Origin of the sequence: Aerococcus sp. UMB1112A, from assembly GCF_030230715.1 — a bacterium.
Lineage (GTDB): Bacteria > Bacillota > Bacilli > Lactobacillales > Aerococcaceae > Aerococcus.
The window spans coordinates 65,618-82,641 of sequence record NZ_JASPDS010000005.1; the positions used below are offsets into that span (position 1 = coordinate 65,618).

Annotated in this window: 9 protein-coding genes and 1 tRNA gene; 8 read left to right on the plus strand and 2 right to left on the minus strand. The window is 48.3% G+C overall.

Annotated features, from left to right (window positions below; genetic code table 11):
* Nucleotides 1–11 precede the first annotated feature (11 nt).
* The 4 genes from QP860_RS04350 (at nucleotide 12) to QP860_RS04365 (ending at nucleotide 3,184) form a co-directional block, all read left to right on the plus strand.
* Complete coding sequence (locus QP860_RS04350; protein ID WP_070619081.1) at nucleotides 12–770, plus strand: ABC transporter permease; 759 nt, start codon at nucleotides 12–14, stop codon at nucleotides 768–770.
* 72 nt (nucleotides 771–842) lie between these two features.
* Nucleotides 843–1,325 carry a cupin domain-containing protein gene (locus QP860_RS04355; protein ID WP_284910935.1) on the plus strand — a complete coding sequence of 161 codons (483 nt, stop codon included), beginning with the start codon at nucleotides 843–845 and terminating at the stop codon, nucleotides 1,323–1,325.
* Between the two features lie 2 nt (nucleotides 1,326–1,327).
* Nucleotides 1,328–1,783 carry a GNAT family N-acetyltransferase gene (locus QP860_RS04360; protein WP_070619086.1) on the plus strand — a complete coding sequence of 152 codons (456 nt, stop codon included), beginning with the start codon at nucleotides 1,328–1,330 and terminating at the stop codon, nucleotides 1,781–1,783.
* Between the two features lie 33 nt (nucleotides 1,784–1,816).
* A complete protein-coding gene (locus QP860_RS04365; protein WP_070619089.1) occupies nucleotides 1,817–3,184 on the plus strand; it encodes a DUF4767 domain-containing protein in 1,368 nt (455 codons plus the stop codon).
* 262 nt (nucleotides 3,185–3,446) lie between these two features.
* Here the strand turns inward: QP860_RS04365 and QP860_RS04370 are convergent.
* Both QP860_RS04370 and trhO read right to left on the minus strand, forming a co-directional pair.
* Nucleotides 3,447–3,520: transfer RNA gene (locus tag QP860_RS04370), tRNA-Pro, on the minus strand.
* 345 nt (nucleotides 3,521–3,865) lie between these two features.
* A complete protein-coding gene (gene trhO / locus QP860_RS04375) occupies nucleotides 3,866–4,840 on the minus strand; it encodes an oxygen-dependent tRNA uridine(34) hydroxylase TrhO (protein ID WP_070619092.1) in 975 nt (324 codons plus the stop codon).
* 172 nt (nucleotides 4,841–5,012) lie between these two features.
* Between trhO and QP860_RS04380 the strand changes: the two genes are divergently transcribed.
* The 4 genes from QP860_RS04380 (at nucleotide 5,013) to QP860_RS04395 (ending at nucleotide 17,006) form a co-directional block, all read left to right on the plus strand.
* Nucleotides 5,013–5,483, plus strand: a complete 471-nt coding sequence (locus tag QP860_RS04380; RefSeq protein WP_070619095.1) for a nuclear transport factor 2 family protein — start codon at nucleotides 5,013–5,015, stop codon at nucleotides 5,481–5,483.
* 315 nt (nucleotides 5,484–5,798) lie between these two features.
* Nucleotides 5,799–14,606, plus strand: a complete 8,808-nt coding sequence (locus QP860_RS04385; RefSeq protein WP_284912249.1) for a G5 domain-containing protein — start codon at nucleotides 5,799–5,801, stop codon at nucleotides 14,604–14,606.
* A gap of 405 nt (nucleotides 14,607–15,011) precedes the next feature.
* Nucleotides 15,012–16,316: a dicarboxylate/amino acid:cation symporter gene (locus tag QP860_RS04390; RefSeq protein WP_246818938.1), complete on the plus strand. Its 1,305-nt coding sequence runs from the start codon at nucleotides 15,012–15,014 to the stop codon at nucleotides 16,314–16,316.
* Nucleotides 16,317–16,466: 150 nt separating this feature from the next.
* Entirely contained in the window at nucleotides 16,467–17,006 is a 540-nt protein-coding gene (locus QP860_RS04395; protein WP_070619103.1) for a DUF4256 domain-containing protein, read from the plus strand.
* The last annotated feature ends 18 nt before the right edge of the window (nucleotides 17,007–17,024 follow it).

The window sequence follows — 17,024 nt, forward strand, 5'->3', positions numbered from 1 at the left end:
AGTCTATCCATATGTTAACGGTCCTAAAAGTTGAAAGCCTTAAGCTGCGCCGCACCCATATCTTACCCCTGATATTGATTGCCCCCTTACTGATTATCCTAAGCGGTGTGCATTCGATTTCGGCTTATTTTACCCCGGAATATAAGGGGGCCTGGGGCGCTATGTTTATCCAATCCTGCCTCTTGTATGCCTACTACCTCCTGCCCTTCACCATGATTGTTGTTGCTTTAATGCTCAAGCGCTTGGAAACGAAGGATCGTGCCTTAGTCAAGCTGCTCAGTCTGCCGGTGAAAATAGGCCAAGTGAACCTGGCTAAATTTATCGTTCTGGTCGCTTTCTTAGGACTAGAAATCCTCTTCTTCCTCTTTGTTTTTATACTGGCGGGCCTTCTAGCCACACACTGGGCAGAGATTGACCAGGCGGTGCCCTTAGCCTACTTGGCCAGCAAGTGTCTGGGGATCTTTCTCACTATGTTGCCCTGCCTGGCCTGTATTTGGCTGTTTACTATTGTGATTAGCCAGCCCTTCTTATCCCTGGCTCTGAATTTATTCCTGGTTATTCCCAGTATTCTATTTGCCAACACCAGCTTGTGGATGCTTTACCCTTATTGCTACAGTGGCTATTATGTCAGCTGTGCCATGGCTGACTTCCAGAATGGCCTTGAAGCGACCTCTTTTAACGGCTTAGTCGCCCTAGTTTTCGGCAGTCTCTTCTTAGGCCTGGCCCTACTTTTGTCTAGCCGATACTTTGCCCACCGCGAACGCCACTAAGGTCAGCTTGGTCGAAAGGAGTAGGCGCCTGACTTGGAAAATGGTAAACTGGAGGCAAAGGAGGTTTTTTGTATGAAGACAAGTGCTGAATGGGCCAAAGCCCTGAACTTAGAGCCCCATGTGGAAGGGGGCTATTACCGGCAAGTGGTCAAGAGCTCAGAACGGGTGCGGGAGGGTGAGCGTGCCCTCTATACGAGTATTTATTTCGTGCTGGAAGCGGATAATCCCTCCCACTTCCATCGCCTGACTTGCGACGAGATTTGGTACTACCATGCCGGCCAGCCGCTGACCGTGCATATGATCCACCCTGATGGCCGCTATGAGACGGTGGACCTGGGTTTGGATCCGGAACAGGGCCAACACCTATCCTATGTGGTGCCCCAGGGAACCATCTTCGGCTCTACAGTAGAGGAAGGCTATGCCCTGGTCAGCTGCCTCTGTGCACCGGGATTTGAGTATGATGATTTTGAACTCTTTAGCCGCCAGGACTTGCTAGATCAGTACCCAGACCATGCGGCGATTATTGAGCGCTTAACGCGGGAAGATGAGGCCTAAGTATGGCCAGACACTTTCAAATCCGTGAAGTGACTAAGCGTGAAGACTATCTAGCGGACCTGCTGGGAATCTGGGAGGCGTCGATCCGAGCCAGCCATGATTTTCTTTCGGAAGAGGCTATCCAGGCCATTAAAGCAGAGGTCCCTGGGGCTTTGATGGGGGTAGCCCAGCTCGTCTTGGCCTGGTCAGCGGCGGGTGAACTTGTTGGCTTTATGGGGATCGATGGGGAGAACTTGGAGATGCTTTTTCTCCATCCGAATGCTTGGGGGCTGGGACTCGGCAGGGCCTTGCTTGAAGAAGGTTTGACTGCTTATGGGCTTCGCCAGCTCACCGTTAATGAGCAGAATCCCCAAGCGGTGGCCTTCTACCAGCATATGGGCTTTCGCTGTTACCGGCGAACCGAGCAGGATGAGGTGGGCAGGCCTTATCCCTTGCTTTATATGCGCTATGTTGGTTAAAGATGGTGTAAGAATTAGGATGGAGGACTGATGATGAGAAAAGGATGGATCAGATTAGGGGGCTTGGTCTTGGCTTGCCAGTTGGCTTTGGCTGCTTGTGGCCAGGAAGTAGCTAGCCCCAAGCAAAGCTCAGGCCAGGAACAAAGCCAGGCGACAGACCAGCTGACACGAGCAAATGAAGAGTCCAGTCAGGCGGACCCTTCAAGCCCTGACCCGACCAAGGAATCCCTTGGGGCTGCTTCTGAGACGAAAGATAAGGACCGGTCAAGCTATATTCAAGGCCTCCGCCAAGCCAATGCACGTTGGTCAAAGCGTTTGGACCAAGCACTGGCTTCGGGCTTGCCCACCGCCCAAAGTGTTCAAGCCGCCGATCGTGATCCCGGTGATGTTCATCCGGCTATAGCAGCCCTCTACCAGAAACTGGACCAAGAGCTGGCTAAGGAAGACCATCAGGAGAACTACCGAGAACTGTACTCGGATACTTTTGTCTTGGAGAAAATGCTGCTGTCGGAACTTGATGCAGGGGACCAAGAGGCTTTAGACCAGCTTAGGGAATGGCTGACGGGCTTGGTTTATGAAGATTACCAGAATCGTTTGGATGCTAAATGGCGGATGAGCCAGTATGTCTTGGATCACTTGGACTTTTCTAAGCAGATGGCGGATGTGGCAGCCTTGACTGATGAAAGCTTCGATGAAGTCAACCGCTTGGCTGTCCATACAGGAGTGGCCATGGAAGCCTATATCACCCTCATTAATTATCCCAATTTCAAGGATGAGATTCCCTTCCAGGCAGACCTCTATGCTCATATTGTCTGGCCTTATTCAACGGATATTGGGTCCACTCGAGTCCAGGCCCAAGATCCAACGACGGGTGACATCTGGTTTGGTGTGCCACTTACAGGGGATGTGGCCCCTACGCCAGCGGTCGACTATGAAGAACGCTATGGCGTGGCCATCACCAACCACTATCCAGAAGGGCCGACTAAAACACCGACTGCTACAACTGGGATAGGCGATAAAAGCCAGCGCCTAAGGAACTTTATGCTGATTTGGGGGCAGAAAATGGGACAAGCCTACCAAGCCTACAGCCCCGACCAGCCGGCTGATTTCTACGGGGCCAAGCTGCCCCAGGAAGACTTCACGATCACCTTGGACGGCAAGACCCGCCAAGTCCAAGCGGGGGAAGAAGCCGGAGATTTGCGCTTGCTGGCAGCCTATAGCGATATTGAAGACAAGACCAATCCCAAGCCCGACCGCCACTTCTACCTCTTCGTGGAAGACAAGGGCCAGCCCCGGATCCTAGTCGCAGAGGACGGTCCAGATGCCAAGGACCAGGTCCACTTCAAAGACACCGCCAACCAGGAACTCCGCCAAGGCTTCTTGGAGATATATGGCGACTAGGTCAATAGTCAGTGGACTTTATTCAAAGCCTGTGAGAAAGGGCATTGCCGCAAAAAATACCCTTAGCAAGGTCCTATTAAGTTAAATAAGAACAATAAAAGAAGAGACTGGACATTGCCTTCCAGCCTCTTCTTTTTCTTGGTGATTTTTATTTTGAATAATGATCATTTGGTTCAACAGCGCAACGTATGCTCACTAGCACGATTAAATTGTTGAGTATACAAAAAACCGAGCGACTCAAAGAATCGCTCGGCCTTATAAATCGAGATGACAGGAATTGAACCTGCGACCCCTAGCACCCCATGCTAGTGCGCTACCAGACTGCGCTACATCTCGATAACTATCTGATAGAAGCTATTATAGCACAGATGATAAAAATATGCTAGGGAAGTTAGGAAAAAAGCGCCACTGCAAAACTAGGGGCGCTTTTCTCGTGCCTCAGTAGAGTGCATAAGAGCAGACTTGGAGTGATTTCAGCTCATCGAAAAGTCTGATTGGTGTCAGTCTATTTTGATGCGCCGCCAATCATTCCAGTCTAATCAATCTTGTTCACACCCTGTAGTCGGGTTCAGGCTAGCAGAAAGAGCTCCTCTTCACCAAAATCCGCCGAAGACTTTCAGTCTTCTCTGGTTTTTGGCTCCAGAGGTCTCTTTCTCCCGCTAGCCTTCACACCCTTTATTTTTAAGCTTTTTCCGATACCTGCAAGCTTTCACCAATCGCGTTCAAGCGGTCTTCCCACTGGGCCTTGCTCAACCCGTGCTCAGCCACATAGCGGTTGCGGGGGTGGCGTCGGCATTCAGGGGAGCAGCCGCGCAGGTACTTATCCTCATTAGCTTCGGAGGCGAAGATCTGCTTGTTACATTCCGGATTGGCGCAGTTGACATAGCGGTCGCAAGGCTCGCCGTCGAAGTGGTCACGGCCGATAACGCTTGGATCGACATGGTTAATCGGTACGGAAATCCGCTCATCGAAAACATACATCTTGCCTTCCCAGAGGTCTCCCTTGGTTTCAGGGTCCTTGCCGTAAGTGTCGATGCCACCTTCTAATTGGCCAACTTTTTCCCCGATACCTTCACGGACCAGCCAGCCAGAGAATTTTTCGCAGCGGATGCCGCCGGTGCAGTAGACCACGACCTTCTTATCCATGAATTGCTCTTTATTGTCAATCACCCATTGAGGGAGTTCGCGGAAGGAGTGGATGTCTGGGCGGATGGCCCCTTGGAAGTGGCCCAGGTCGTATTCGTAGTCGTTCCGGGTGTCCAAGACAATGGTGTCTTCATCGAGGAGGGCTTCCCGGAAGTCGGTTGGCTTGAGATAGTCGCCGGTCGTCTCGAGGGGGTCCAGGTCTTCGTCCAAGTTGAGGGAGACGATTTCCTTGCGGGGACGGACGAACATCTTCTTGTGGGCATAGTCGTCCGCCTCGTCAATCTTGAACCAGACATCTTCAAAATCTGGCAGGCTGTGGACATAGGCCATGTACTGGTCAGTCTGGTCGATGGTTCCCGATACTGTTCCGTTGATGCCTTCCTCACCGACCAGGACCCGGCCTCTGAGACCAATCCCCTTGCAGAAGGCTAAGTGGTCTTTGGCAAAAGCCTCAGGATCTTCAATATGTTCATATTTATAAAATAATAAGACACGGTAGTCTTTTGTCATAAGCTTTATTCCTCCTTTGTAGTTGCAAGCTACAAAATCTTACATTAGCCATTATACGCGCACAGCTTGGCCAGGGCGAATCTTATGCTCAGAGTAGTTCTTGGCAAGATTGGTCGACGCAAAGCACTCGTCAGGGTATAGAATGATGAGAAAAAGAAAGCAGGTACAGACGATGAAGCGATTAGAAAAATTAGAAGCGATTGAAGCCATTAAGCAGTGTAAGGCGCGTTACTGGCGAGCCATTGATAGTAAGGACTTCGACCTCTTAAGGACTGTCATGGCAGAGAGGGTGGTCTTTGATACCTCGCTTTCGACTTGGGATCCGATTAAGGGCCAGCACCCCTTGCTTCCAGCCAAAACAGAACCTTCTCGGTCACTAGCAGAAGTCATGGGGAATGCGCGAAAGATCATGGGCGCGGGTACCCAAAGTGCGCATATGGGCCATATCCCCGAGATTACCATCGAATCCGACTGCACAGCCAGGGCTTATTTTCCCTTTGAAGACCGGGTTCTCTTCAAAGGCTTTGCGGCCTTCAACGGCTACGGCTATTATAAGGATCACTTTGAGAAGATCGACGGCCAGTGGTTGATTGTCAAGAGCAAGATCTACCGCTACCGCTTAATCGTCGATTCCGTAGACTGATAAAAGCTTTGAACGCTATAAAGCTACATGTCCTTATCTTCGATATCATTAAATTCTTAGATAATAAAGTTTTTATTTTGTATCTTTTAATGGGGATTAAAGAACAATAAAGCTTGTTAAATCAATATTTATTATGGATTTGAATTTAATATAAAAGCAAACAGCACTTAGAAATTGCCAGTCTAACAAGTAAATGCTAAGATACAATGTGTTAAGCTAACTAAATTATAATTTAGATTAAAACAAAAAAATAAACACTTTAGTGGAAGGCTTGTCTTTCTCCAGGAGATAAGCTTGCAAGCTAGGAGGATTTGTATGGAGAAGAATTATCGTTATGCGATTCGTAAGACGACACTCGGTGTGGGAAGTGTGGCGATCGCAGCTTTTTTAGCTGGTCAGGTTCAAGCCGTTGAAGCGGCAGAAAATCTTGACGCTGCTGCTATTACAGCCAACCAACCTGCGCCACCAGCTGCAGACTCTGAAGCGGCTCCCACACAACCGAGTAGCACGGGAACCGAAGCCCCTATTAATGAAGCCCTGAATACAGCGGCACCGACAGCTGGGGCTAACACCACCGCCAGAGACGGGGTTGCGACCACCGCTGACGGTCAGGTCAAGACAACGGCTGCTAATTCCGTCGCAGCCGACGAAGCCCAGGTTGGTCATTATCGGGATTCGGACTTGGCTAATAATGGGATTTCAAAGGAAACACTAGCAGAAGATATTGGAAAAACTGTTGAAGGTTTTACACCAGAAGTCTTGAATCCAAGCACCACTTCTGAAGATAAAAAATCTTTTGGTATTAAAATTGATATTGATAGAAATGTATCTGAAAGGACTTATACTGGTGTTTATGTAACAGATAATGTGAATGGGACACCTGCCAAAAGAGGCCCTGGTGAAGTAATAGATCCCAATAAGACTTATACACCTGAAAGCACGAATAGATTTTTTAATGATGTCAATTATCAGCCGTCAGAGACTGAAATATCTACAGCTGTAAGTGGACGCAGTCAAGTTGAGTTAGCGATAAATACGTATCCGGACTTTTTAAAGCATGTTAACAATAAGGATAATAAAAAGACAACGATAGGTTGGAAGTCAGAGTATACTCAAAACAATCCCAATAACAAGTTACTTGAGGGGACTAACTTTGCAACTGGTTTCTCCGTCAACCCCTATCCGAATGAAAACAAGAACTTATCCATTATTTCAGTTGTAGGGGAAACTAATGTGGCTAAGGTGCCGGTCCAAGGCCAATACCTGAAGACCGGGGCTCGGATTGAAAACTTGTTGCCAGAAGACTACACCCGGATCACTAGTGAAGTCTACCACCCAGATGGAACGGTGGTAGACCCTAAGGAAGCCCAGGCCATCCTGGTCACCCCTGACAACCAAGCGGAAATTGCTAAGGAAGTTGGGGAAGTAAATCCTGCGGACATTGTCTTCAAGATGCCTCAAGGGGCCCTACAAGATCCCAATTCCATCTTTAACAATAAAAGATTCAATGGCATTCAAAATCTCAATGTTCGCTTCTTCGCCAGACCGCGGACGGCAGACGAATTTAGTGCCATTGTAAAGGAAGCCAATGACTTACAAGGTTATGAAGATAAATTCTACGTCCCAACCGGTGCCGGTGCAGAGGTCATTAACCACAACGGCCAAACTGTCACCATCGATAAGCAAGGGATCGCCCGCTACGACCACTACAACAAGGTCGGGGAAATTACCGTCAACCTGGACGATACCCGCTACTATGACCAGACCTTCAACCGCATCCAAGGGCCCAAGGATACTGCTTATTCTAATGCTCTAAGACCCGGCAAGTCCATTACCTTGAAGATTAACTCACGCAGTGGTGAAGGCTCTGACCCTTCCAAGTCCTATGAAGATATGCAAGGGGCCCAAAGCCAAGGTCGAGCCAATGGAAAATTAGTGGAAAAATTCAAGAAGGATGCTGAAGCCAAGGGTTGGAAGGTGGAAACCAAACCCGGCAACCCTTCTGAATTTACCGTAACGGCACCGGCCGATGCCCAGCCTGGCGATACTATGTACTTACCGATTGAGTATACCTATACCAACGGCTCCAAGGATACCCACGCCTTCTATTTCGTGGTCCGAGATTCTGATAATAATGTGCCGGTCTACCATGCTGAAATTGGCTACCAAGGTGACAGCTTAAAGCAATTACCTGAAATTCCAAGTGATCCGGATAAGCTGCAACCTGAGTCCTTCGAATTGGTACCGGGGACCTATACTGATGACCGGGGCAATGTCTGGTCCAATGTTAGTATCAATCCCCAGACGGGTGAAGTGACCGCAGTCGTTCCTGAAGATGCGGATATTGTCGGGGGCGAGAACGTTTATATTCCTGTTAAGGTCAACTATACAGATCCTGTGACCAAAGAACCTCGAGCGGAGACGGTTAAGGCCCAATTTATTGCCCGGCCAACCAACATCGCTCAAGGCGGCCATGCGGTAGTAGAAGAGATTCCTTTTGACACCCATGTGGTCTATGACGACACCCTGGATGCGGGAGTTGTCAAGAAGACAGATGGGGAACTGGGCTCTAAACGCACCGTTTACGAATGGAACTTCGACAACCGCAGGCGGGCTAACCGCGATGGCCGGATGGTGGAACAACCGGTGATGACTAAGGTCCAAGAAACTATCATTAAGCCGAAGAAGGATGCTGAGATCCGAATTGGGGTTAAACCCGTTCAAACAGGACTGGATATTCCAATGACTACCGAATATATCCTTGATCCAAGCCTTCAACCAGGACAAGATGAAATAGTTGAAGAGGGCCAGGATGGCTATGTCCTGATTACATCTACTCGTCATCCAGAGACCGGAGCTATCAGCTTAAACAAGACCGTCGACACCCCAATGATGCCGCGTAAGATCAAGATTGCTAGCTATGAGCATAGCAATGATATTCCTTATGAAACACGGTTAGAATTCGATAACAGCCTGCCAGCTGGAAGTAAACAAGTGGTTCAAGAAGGAATCGTTGGGAAGACCCAAAGCAAGTATACCCCTGCTCGTCTAATTGATTCGGCTCCCCTCAGAGACTATCTCGACAACGTTAATGTTGAAACAGAAGGCGGTAGCTATTTACCTGGTGGTATCCCTAACTATGACAAGATCGCCAACTATCTTGTTGCCCAGGGCTATTGGGATAGAGACCTCTATACTAAGGGGGTCGATGAATATGGGGATATGACATCATTCTATGCTGGTGTGCCACTCTATAACTTTATTTACATGGACGCCAAGAATCATCTATCGGGAGATATTCTCCTCCCATCGACTGTTAGCACCAAGCCTGTCAAGCCAAAACAAGACCAAGTGATCAAAGTCGGCACCAAGACCACCGGCACGCTTGTTGACACTGATGACATTCCATTCAACTACACCGTGGAATTCGATCCGAACTTCTACACCAACTACCCCGACGCGACTGAGAACTACAAGGTCGTGACGCCAGGCCAAGCCGGGTCCAACAAGAAGACCTGGACCATTGAAAACTCCAAGATCGTGGGCGAGCCTGTCGTTGAAACAGTCGCTCCAGTCAATGCCGTGATCAAGGTCGGCCAAAAAGACTATAATGGCTCATTTGAAACGGTGGACAAGGACCCTGTTCCATTCGAAACCGAATACATTGTAGATAATAGCTTAAATCCAGGTGCTGAAGTGGTAGAAAACCCAGGTGAGCTCGGTGAGAAGACCACTACAACTACCCATATCATTAAGAATGGTCAAGTGACGGCTTCGACACCAGGTCAAAGTGTTCAAACCAAGGATCCCGTCAAACGTATCGTTCGCATTGGGGCGAAGACAAATGGTACATACCAAGTGACCGAAGCAATTCCATTCCAAGTGGAAGTGAAGAAAGACCCATCACTCAAGAAGGGCGAATACAAGATCGAGACGCCTGGTAAGGCAGGTAGTCAGACCAAGACCCTGACCATTGAAAACTCTCAAGTAACAGCAACATCTGAGCCAACCATTGATGAACAAGCTACCAATGCGGTAGTCTTAGTTGGCGACCAAGACTTTACCGGCGAAGTCAGCCATGATGTGACTGAGAAAGTCCCATTCCCAGTTAAGGTCATTGAAGATCCAAGTCTAGACAAGGGGACTTACCATGTGGACCAAGAAGGGGTGCCAGGAACCAAGACCACAACTTATACCCAAGCCATTAAGAATGGAGCCGCTGATGGGGCATTGACCTCAGCTGTCAAAGGGGAAACACCAGCTAAGGAACACATTATCCGGGTCGGCACCAAGCCTTTAGCCGGTTCGACCAATGTGACAACCAGCAACCAAAAACCATTCGATGTGGAAATTGAATACGACAACACCAAGCCTGCCGGTACAGTGGAAGTGGTGCCAAATACAGGCATTCCAGGTGAAGAGACTAAGACCACGCCAGTTACCGCCCAAGACGGTACTGTGACTGCCGGGGAAACAAGCACTACTGAAACCAAGGCCCCAATCAACAAGAAGATTATTGTCGGGACCCAAGGCTACAACGGTGAATTCAGCCATGAATACAGCAATGTGGTGCCATTTGAAACCGAAGTTGAAGTCGACCCAAGTCTGGCACCTAATGAAGTGGTTGAAGTACAAAAAGGCCAGTTAGGCGAAACCACCACCAAGGTAAGCCAAAGCATTACTAACGGTGTTCCTGGTGAGAAAGTGGTTTCTGATCCGGTTCAAACTAAGGCACCGGTCAACCGCAAGATCAAGGTGGGAGCTAAGACGGAAGGCGTCCATACTTACACTGAAGAATTGCCATTTAGCTACACAGTGGAATACGACCCAGCCATCGAAGCTGGCAAGTATGAAATCGTGACCCCAGGGGCAGTCGGCTCACGGACCACGGAATGGCCAATTACCAATTCAATCGTTGGCCAAGGCAAGGTCACCCAAGAAACACCTGCTATCAACGCGCTTATCAAGGTTGGAAACAAGGACTTTACCGGCCAAGTGACCCATACCGAAACCGTACCGCTACCAAATACAGTAGAAATCCGCTACAATCCGAATGTCAAAGCTGGCGAAACCAAGGTCCTTGAAGAAGGGAAGCCTGGTTCCGTTGATGTGACCTACACTCAAGGCATTCGAAATGGCCAAGCTGACGGCGAGCTCAAGAAGACCGAAGCCAACCGCCTAGAGCCAGTTAACCGGGTTATTGAAGTGGGCACCCAGCCAGTTAGCGGGACCGAAACCCCAATCCAGCAAGATGTTCCGGTTGAAGTTGAATACCTTTATGACAACACCAAGGACAAGGGCTTTGTTGAAGCGGGTCAAGTCACTCCTGGCAAGACCGAAAGCAAGGTCGTTTCCAAGCTGGTCGACGGCCAAGTGGTCAACACCGTTGAAAATGTCGTGACCCCAGCCAAACAACAAATTATTGTTGGGACCAAGGACTATACGGGCGAATTTAAACATACCGAACAAAGTATTGCGCCATACCGCACCATCTACAAGTTGGATCCAACGCTCAAGCATGGTCAAGAAGTCGTTGATCAAGAAGGTCAATTTGGCTTAATCCAACGTCAAGTCAGCCAAGACTTCGTGAATGGCAAGCTCGGTGAGAAGACTTATGGTCCGACAGAAGAAGTGATGACACCGCAAGATAGAATCGTCCGCATTGGTTCAATGACTGACGGCAGCCACACTTCTACAGAAGAAATTCCATTTGCGGTCAAGGTTGAAGTTGATCCAAACTTGCCTAAGGGTGACTACCAAGTTGTCACACCAGGTGAGCCAGGGACGAAAGAAACCACGATAACGATTGAGAACTCTCAAGTGGTTGGCACACCTTCTAGCAAGCTGACCAAAGAACCTGTTACCCAAGTCATCAAGGTGGGCGACCAAGACTTCACGGGCGAAGTGTCCCATAATGTCACGGAAACCCTCCCATTCAAGGTGGACATCCAAGAAGATCCAAACCTCCCACTCTTCGAAATCCAAGAAGTTCAAAAGGGCGAGAACGGGTCCAAGACCACCAAGTATAGCCAAGCCATTAAGAATGGGGCGGCAGATGGCCAGCTGAAGACGGAAGAAATCGCTCGTACGGAACCCAAGACCCATATCATCAAGGTCGGGACCAAGGCCCCAGAAAATGCTGAAAGCAGGGTCAAGGAAGTCCCAGCCGAGATTGAATATGTCTACGATAATACTAAGGACAAGGGCGTCGTTGAAAAGGGTGCCTACACTCCAGGCAAGGTTGAAACCAAGATTAAGAATGTCTTCAACCCACAAACTGGCCAGATCGAAACCACGACCGAAGAAGTGGTGACTCCAGCCAAGCAAGTGATTGTGGTGGGCACCAAGGACTACACTGGTGAATTTAAGCACACCGAACAAAGCCTGGCCCCATTCAAGACTGAATACAAATTGGATCCAAGCTTGAAGCCAGGCCAAGAAGTGGTTGAACAAGAAGGTAAACTCGGTTTAATCGAACGCGATGTTAGTCAGAAATACGTCAATGGCACCATGGCAGACAAGGTCTTTGGCCAAACCCGCGAAGTGATCGCTCCTGAAAACCGGATCGTTCGCATTGGGGCCAAGACTGATGGCAGCCACACTTCCACAGAAGAAATTCCATTTGATGTCAAGGTTGAAGCCGATCCAAGCCTGCCTAAGGGTGACTACCAAGTGCTGACTCCAGGTCAACCAGGGACTAAGGAAACAACCGTTACGATTGAGAATTCCCAAATTGTTGGCCAACCCGTATCTAAAGTGACCAAAGAACCTGTGACTCAAGTGATTAAGGTCGGCAACCAAGACTTTACCGGTCAAGTGAACCACACCGAACGCTTCGAAGTGCCTTACAAGGTGGAAGTGCGCGAGAATCCAAATCTCAAGGCTGGCGAAACCAAGCTGGTCCAAGAAGGTCAGCCAGGTTCTTATGACGTGACCTACACCCAAGCCATCAAGAATGGCCAAGCCGATGGTCAACTGGAACGCGCAATCTCTAATCCAGTCGAACCTAAAGCCCATATCCTTGAAGTCGGCACCCAGCCTGTTGCTGGTACCGAAACGGCTATCAAGAAGGAAATTCTAGTTGAAATTGAATACGTCTTTGATGACAGCCTTGAAAAAGGTCAAGTTCAAACCGGTCAATTGACCCCAGGTAAGACAGAGACCAAGGTCGTTTCTAAAGTAGTGGACGGCCAGGTGGTTAATACGGAAGAAACGGTTGTAACCCCAGCTAAACAAATTGTCCGCGTTGGGTCTAAGGACTTCACCGGTGACTACAAGTTCTCCACTACCTGTCCTGTCCCATTCCCAGTTGAAATCAGAGAAAATCCTGACCTCACAGTAGGAACAAGCAAGACAGTCCAAGAGGGCGTTCCTGGTTCTAAGACCACGGACTACACTCAAGCCATCAAGAATGGCCAGGCTGACGGCGCACCAGTCAGCCAAGACGGCGCCTACACTGCACCAAAAGCTCACATCATTGAAGTGGGCACCAAGCCAGTTGAAGGCAACACCCATGAAAGCAACAAGGATGTGCCTGTTGAAACGATCTTTGAATATGATCCAAGTCTGGACAAGGGCAAGGTGGAAACTGTCCAAGTTGTACCAGGTCATGTGACCAGTCAAATTGTCAATAAGGTGGTTGATGGTAAGGTTGTGACGGAAGAAGTACCTGTAGTGACCCCAGCCAAGCACATTGTGAAGGTGGGCACCAAGGGCTATGACGGCCAGTTCAACCACGAAAGTATCCACGGAACGCCTTTTGCAACGGAAGTGATCTATGACGACCAGCTCGATTCAGGCAAGGTCGAAGAAGTCCAAGCCGGTCAGCCAGGCCAAGTCAAGGAAAGTGTGACCCAGGCGATCGTTAACGGCGTTCGCCAAGACAAGCAAGTCAACCAGGAAGTCCTCCGCGAACCGCAAAAACGGATCCTCCGCGTCGGCATCAAGCAATTGATTAAGGAAGTTCCAGTTGAGAAGATTGTGGAAGTTGTCAAGGAAGTTCCCGTTGAAAAGGTCGTTGAAGTGGTTAAGGAAGTCCCCGTTGAGGTCATCAAAGAAGTTCCGGTCGAAGTGATCAAGGAAGTTCCTGTCGAGAAGATTGTTGAGATCGTTAAGGAAGTTCCCGTTGAGAAAGTAGTCGAAGTCGTTAAGGAAGTTCCCGTTGAAGTGATTAAGGAAGTTCCAGTCGAGAAGATTGTTGAGATCGTTAAGGAAGTTCCCGTTGAGAAAGTAGTCGAAGTGATCAAGGAAGTCCCTGTTAAAATCATCAAGGAAGTCCCCGTTGAAGTGATCAAGGAAGTTCCGGTTGAGAAGATTGTTGAGATCGTTAAGGAAGTCCCTGTTGAAGTGATCAAGGAAGTTCCGGTTGAAATTATCAAGGACTGCCCAGGCATTGAAGTGGTCTACAATAAAGACCTCAAGCCTGGCCAAGTCAAGGTGGTGGATCCAGGCGAGAAACGCATCACCGAAATCCGGGACGGCAAGACCGTGGTGAAACAGGAAGGCCGCAAGATGATCGTTGAAGTCGGCTGTGCTAAGACGGATAAACCAGCTGTCATCCCTCACAATCCAGAAGGCGACAAGGACCAATCGAAAGATCCTCAAGATCCACAAGGCGACAAGGACCAGTCTAAGGACCCTCAAGATCCACAAGGCGGTAAGGACCAATCGACAGATCCAAAAGAGCCAGAATCAGGTCATAAAGACCCTCAATCCGATGAGAAAGAGCCAGAAGCCGGCAAGGATCCCCAAGGTTCAGACAAGGATAAACTGCCAAGCAAGGATCCTCAAAACGGCGACCAAGACAAGCTGAAGGACAAGGATCATGCCATCTCTAAAGATCCAGAATCAGGTCATAAAGATCCAAGCTCTGCTGACAAAGTTCCTTCATTCGAAGAAAGACGTCAAGACACTAAGCCTGAAGCAGTCAAGCTCAACACAGACCAAGTTAAAGTCCTAAAAGGAAGCAGTCCAGAAAGTGGACAAGCCAAGGCCTATACGCCGCTGACCCAATTGCCAGCGACTGGGGCAGAGGCTAGCGCTAACCGCTTCCACCCAGCCGTATTGACCCTCGTGCTAGGACTCGGTCTCTTGACCTTCTCCACGAAGAAGAAAAAAGCTTAATCCATTAAGCAAAAGTTGACTTTAATCGCTAAGTTGAACCAAGTGAAGATAAGTCAGAGCGCATCAAGAATATAATCTTGGTGCGCTTTTTTATCGTTTAGTCTTGATCTGAGGGGGGAGTCCACTTATTTTTCTCTTGGTGGACTAGGCTGAATACTTAGCTAGATAAGAGAGCAATAAGATTCTGTTTAATTTTTAATCATTAATGTGAAATCGATAGCAAGTGACATTGTGAAGCTGATGGATCAGTGTTAGTATAAGTACGGATAAATTGCAAGGGGGTGAATGAAAGGAAAAAACGATCACAGTATGGTAAACGGGTGCGATTGCTAAGGTTTGTTTAAGAATTTCCATACTTTTCGAAGGTGAATTAAGAATGGAAAAATTTGTGAAAGGGAGAGTATTGTGAAAAGTTTATTAGCAGTCCTTGTGACTTTAGTTTTATATTATATTCTTTACCGGATGCAAAAAAGAAAACTATCTTTAATGGTCCGGGTGCTAACAGCAACAGCTATGGGTGCTGTTCTAGGTTTTATCTTTATGGGACATACTGACTATGTGGTTGTCTTTGGGAAGGTTTACGCTAACCTTTTGATGGCCTTTGTGATTCCCTTATTAGTATTTTCAATTGTAGCTACAATCATTAATATTGGCGATATGAAGACCCTGGGATCGATTGGTGGACGGATCTTGGGTTTTCTTTCTTTGCATAACATTTTAGGTTCGATCATTGCCATTATTGTCGGCGGCTTGATGCATCTTGGCCTGAATTCAGGAGTACAGTTTGATAAAGCTGCAGAACTTGAAGAAGTGCCTCATTTTTCAGAAGTTATTATTAGTTTCTTCCCCCGCAATATTGTTGATAATATGGCCAACAATAATATTGTGCCGATTGTTATTTTCAGTGTCATTGTGGGTCTAGTTATTTTAATTTATGAAGATAAGTCTGAAATCCAAGCTTTTATTGATTTTGTGCAAGCGGGGAATAAGTTGATGAACCGGGCGATCGGCGCAATTGTCAAGTTTACGCCTTATGCTGTCTTATCTTTGTTGGCTAACCAAGTGTCTTCTTTGGATTTGTCCTTTGTGACGTCCTTGTTAAGCTTACTGGCAGCTGTTTACATTGCCTGCCTCTTCCACAGCTTCATTACATCTTCCGCCATGGTGGCTCTCTTCAGCCAGCACAATCCCTTCAAGGTTCAGCGTAAGATCTTCCCTGCTTGGTTGGTAGGCTTTACGACCCAAAGTTCTATTGGCTCTATTCCAGCTAGTGTGAAGAGTCAGCGGAGTCTAGGTGTTCCTGAAAATATTGCCTCCATCTCTGCATCGATAGGAACCACTTTTGGGATGCCTGGTTGTGCTGCCATTTGGCCAGTTCTACTTGCTATCTTTACGATTAATGCCTTAAATATCGACTTTGGCCTCAACCAATATGTCCTCATGATTGGTGCGGCCCTCCTTGCCTCGATTGGGACGGTGGGTGTTCCTGGCACAGGGACCATTCAAGCCACGGCGCTCTTTGCAGCTATGGGCTTACCGGTTGAAATGATCCTGGTTCTTAGTCCAATTGCTGGAGTAGCGGATATGGCGCGGACCTCAACCAATGTTCATACAGGTGCAATTACTGGCTTCTTGGTGGCTGCCCGTGAACATAGTATTAACGAAGAGGAATACGCCACTCGCTTGGATGAACAAAGTGATAATTTTTAGAAAATAACGTCCTCTGCCATACTGTACGCATGAAAGTGCCAGAAGAGCTTATCTCTTTTGGTGCTTTTTTCTTTGATCAGGTCGCCTGGCTAAATTTTGGATCTAAAACATGTTATCCTAGGCTTAATAATAGAGAAGGGAGACTGTCATATGGATTTGAATGAGCGCTTGAAGCCAGTGGCGGAACGTTTTGAGGCCCATCCTGACCGCCATCCGGATTGGACTTGGGAGGACGTGCTGGCTTGTTTAGCAGGCAGGGAAGACCTTGTAGAGAGCCTGCTTGCCATGGAAGAGACAGGCGGCGAACCGGATTTGATCGCCTGCGAACCCTTTAGGCGGGCCTTTTTTGCGGATATGAGTCCAGAGACTCCGGCAGGGCGGCGGAGTCTCTGCTATGACCGGGAGGCACGCTTGGGGCGGAAGAAGTTTCCACCTGAGACGAGCGTCGAAGAGATGTGCCAGGCCATGGGAACACGATTGATGTCAATCGATATGTATTTGACCTTGCAATTGTTAGAGAATCTTGATTTAAAGACCTCTTCTTGGCTGAAGACACCAGCTGCAGTGCGTGAATTAGGAGGCGCTGTCTTTGGCGATTATCGCTATGGCCAGGCCTTTATCTACCACAATGGAGCTGATGCTTACTATAAGTCGAGGGGCTTTCGGAGTTTTATTTATTTGCCTGATTGAGATAATTTGGAGGATGAT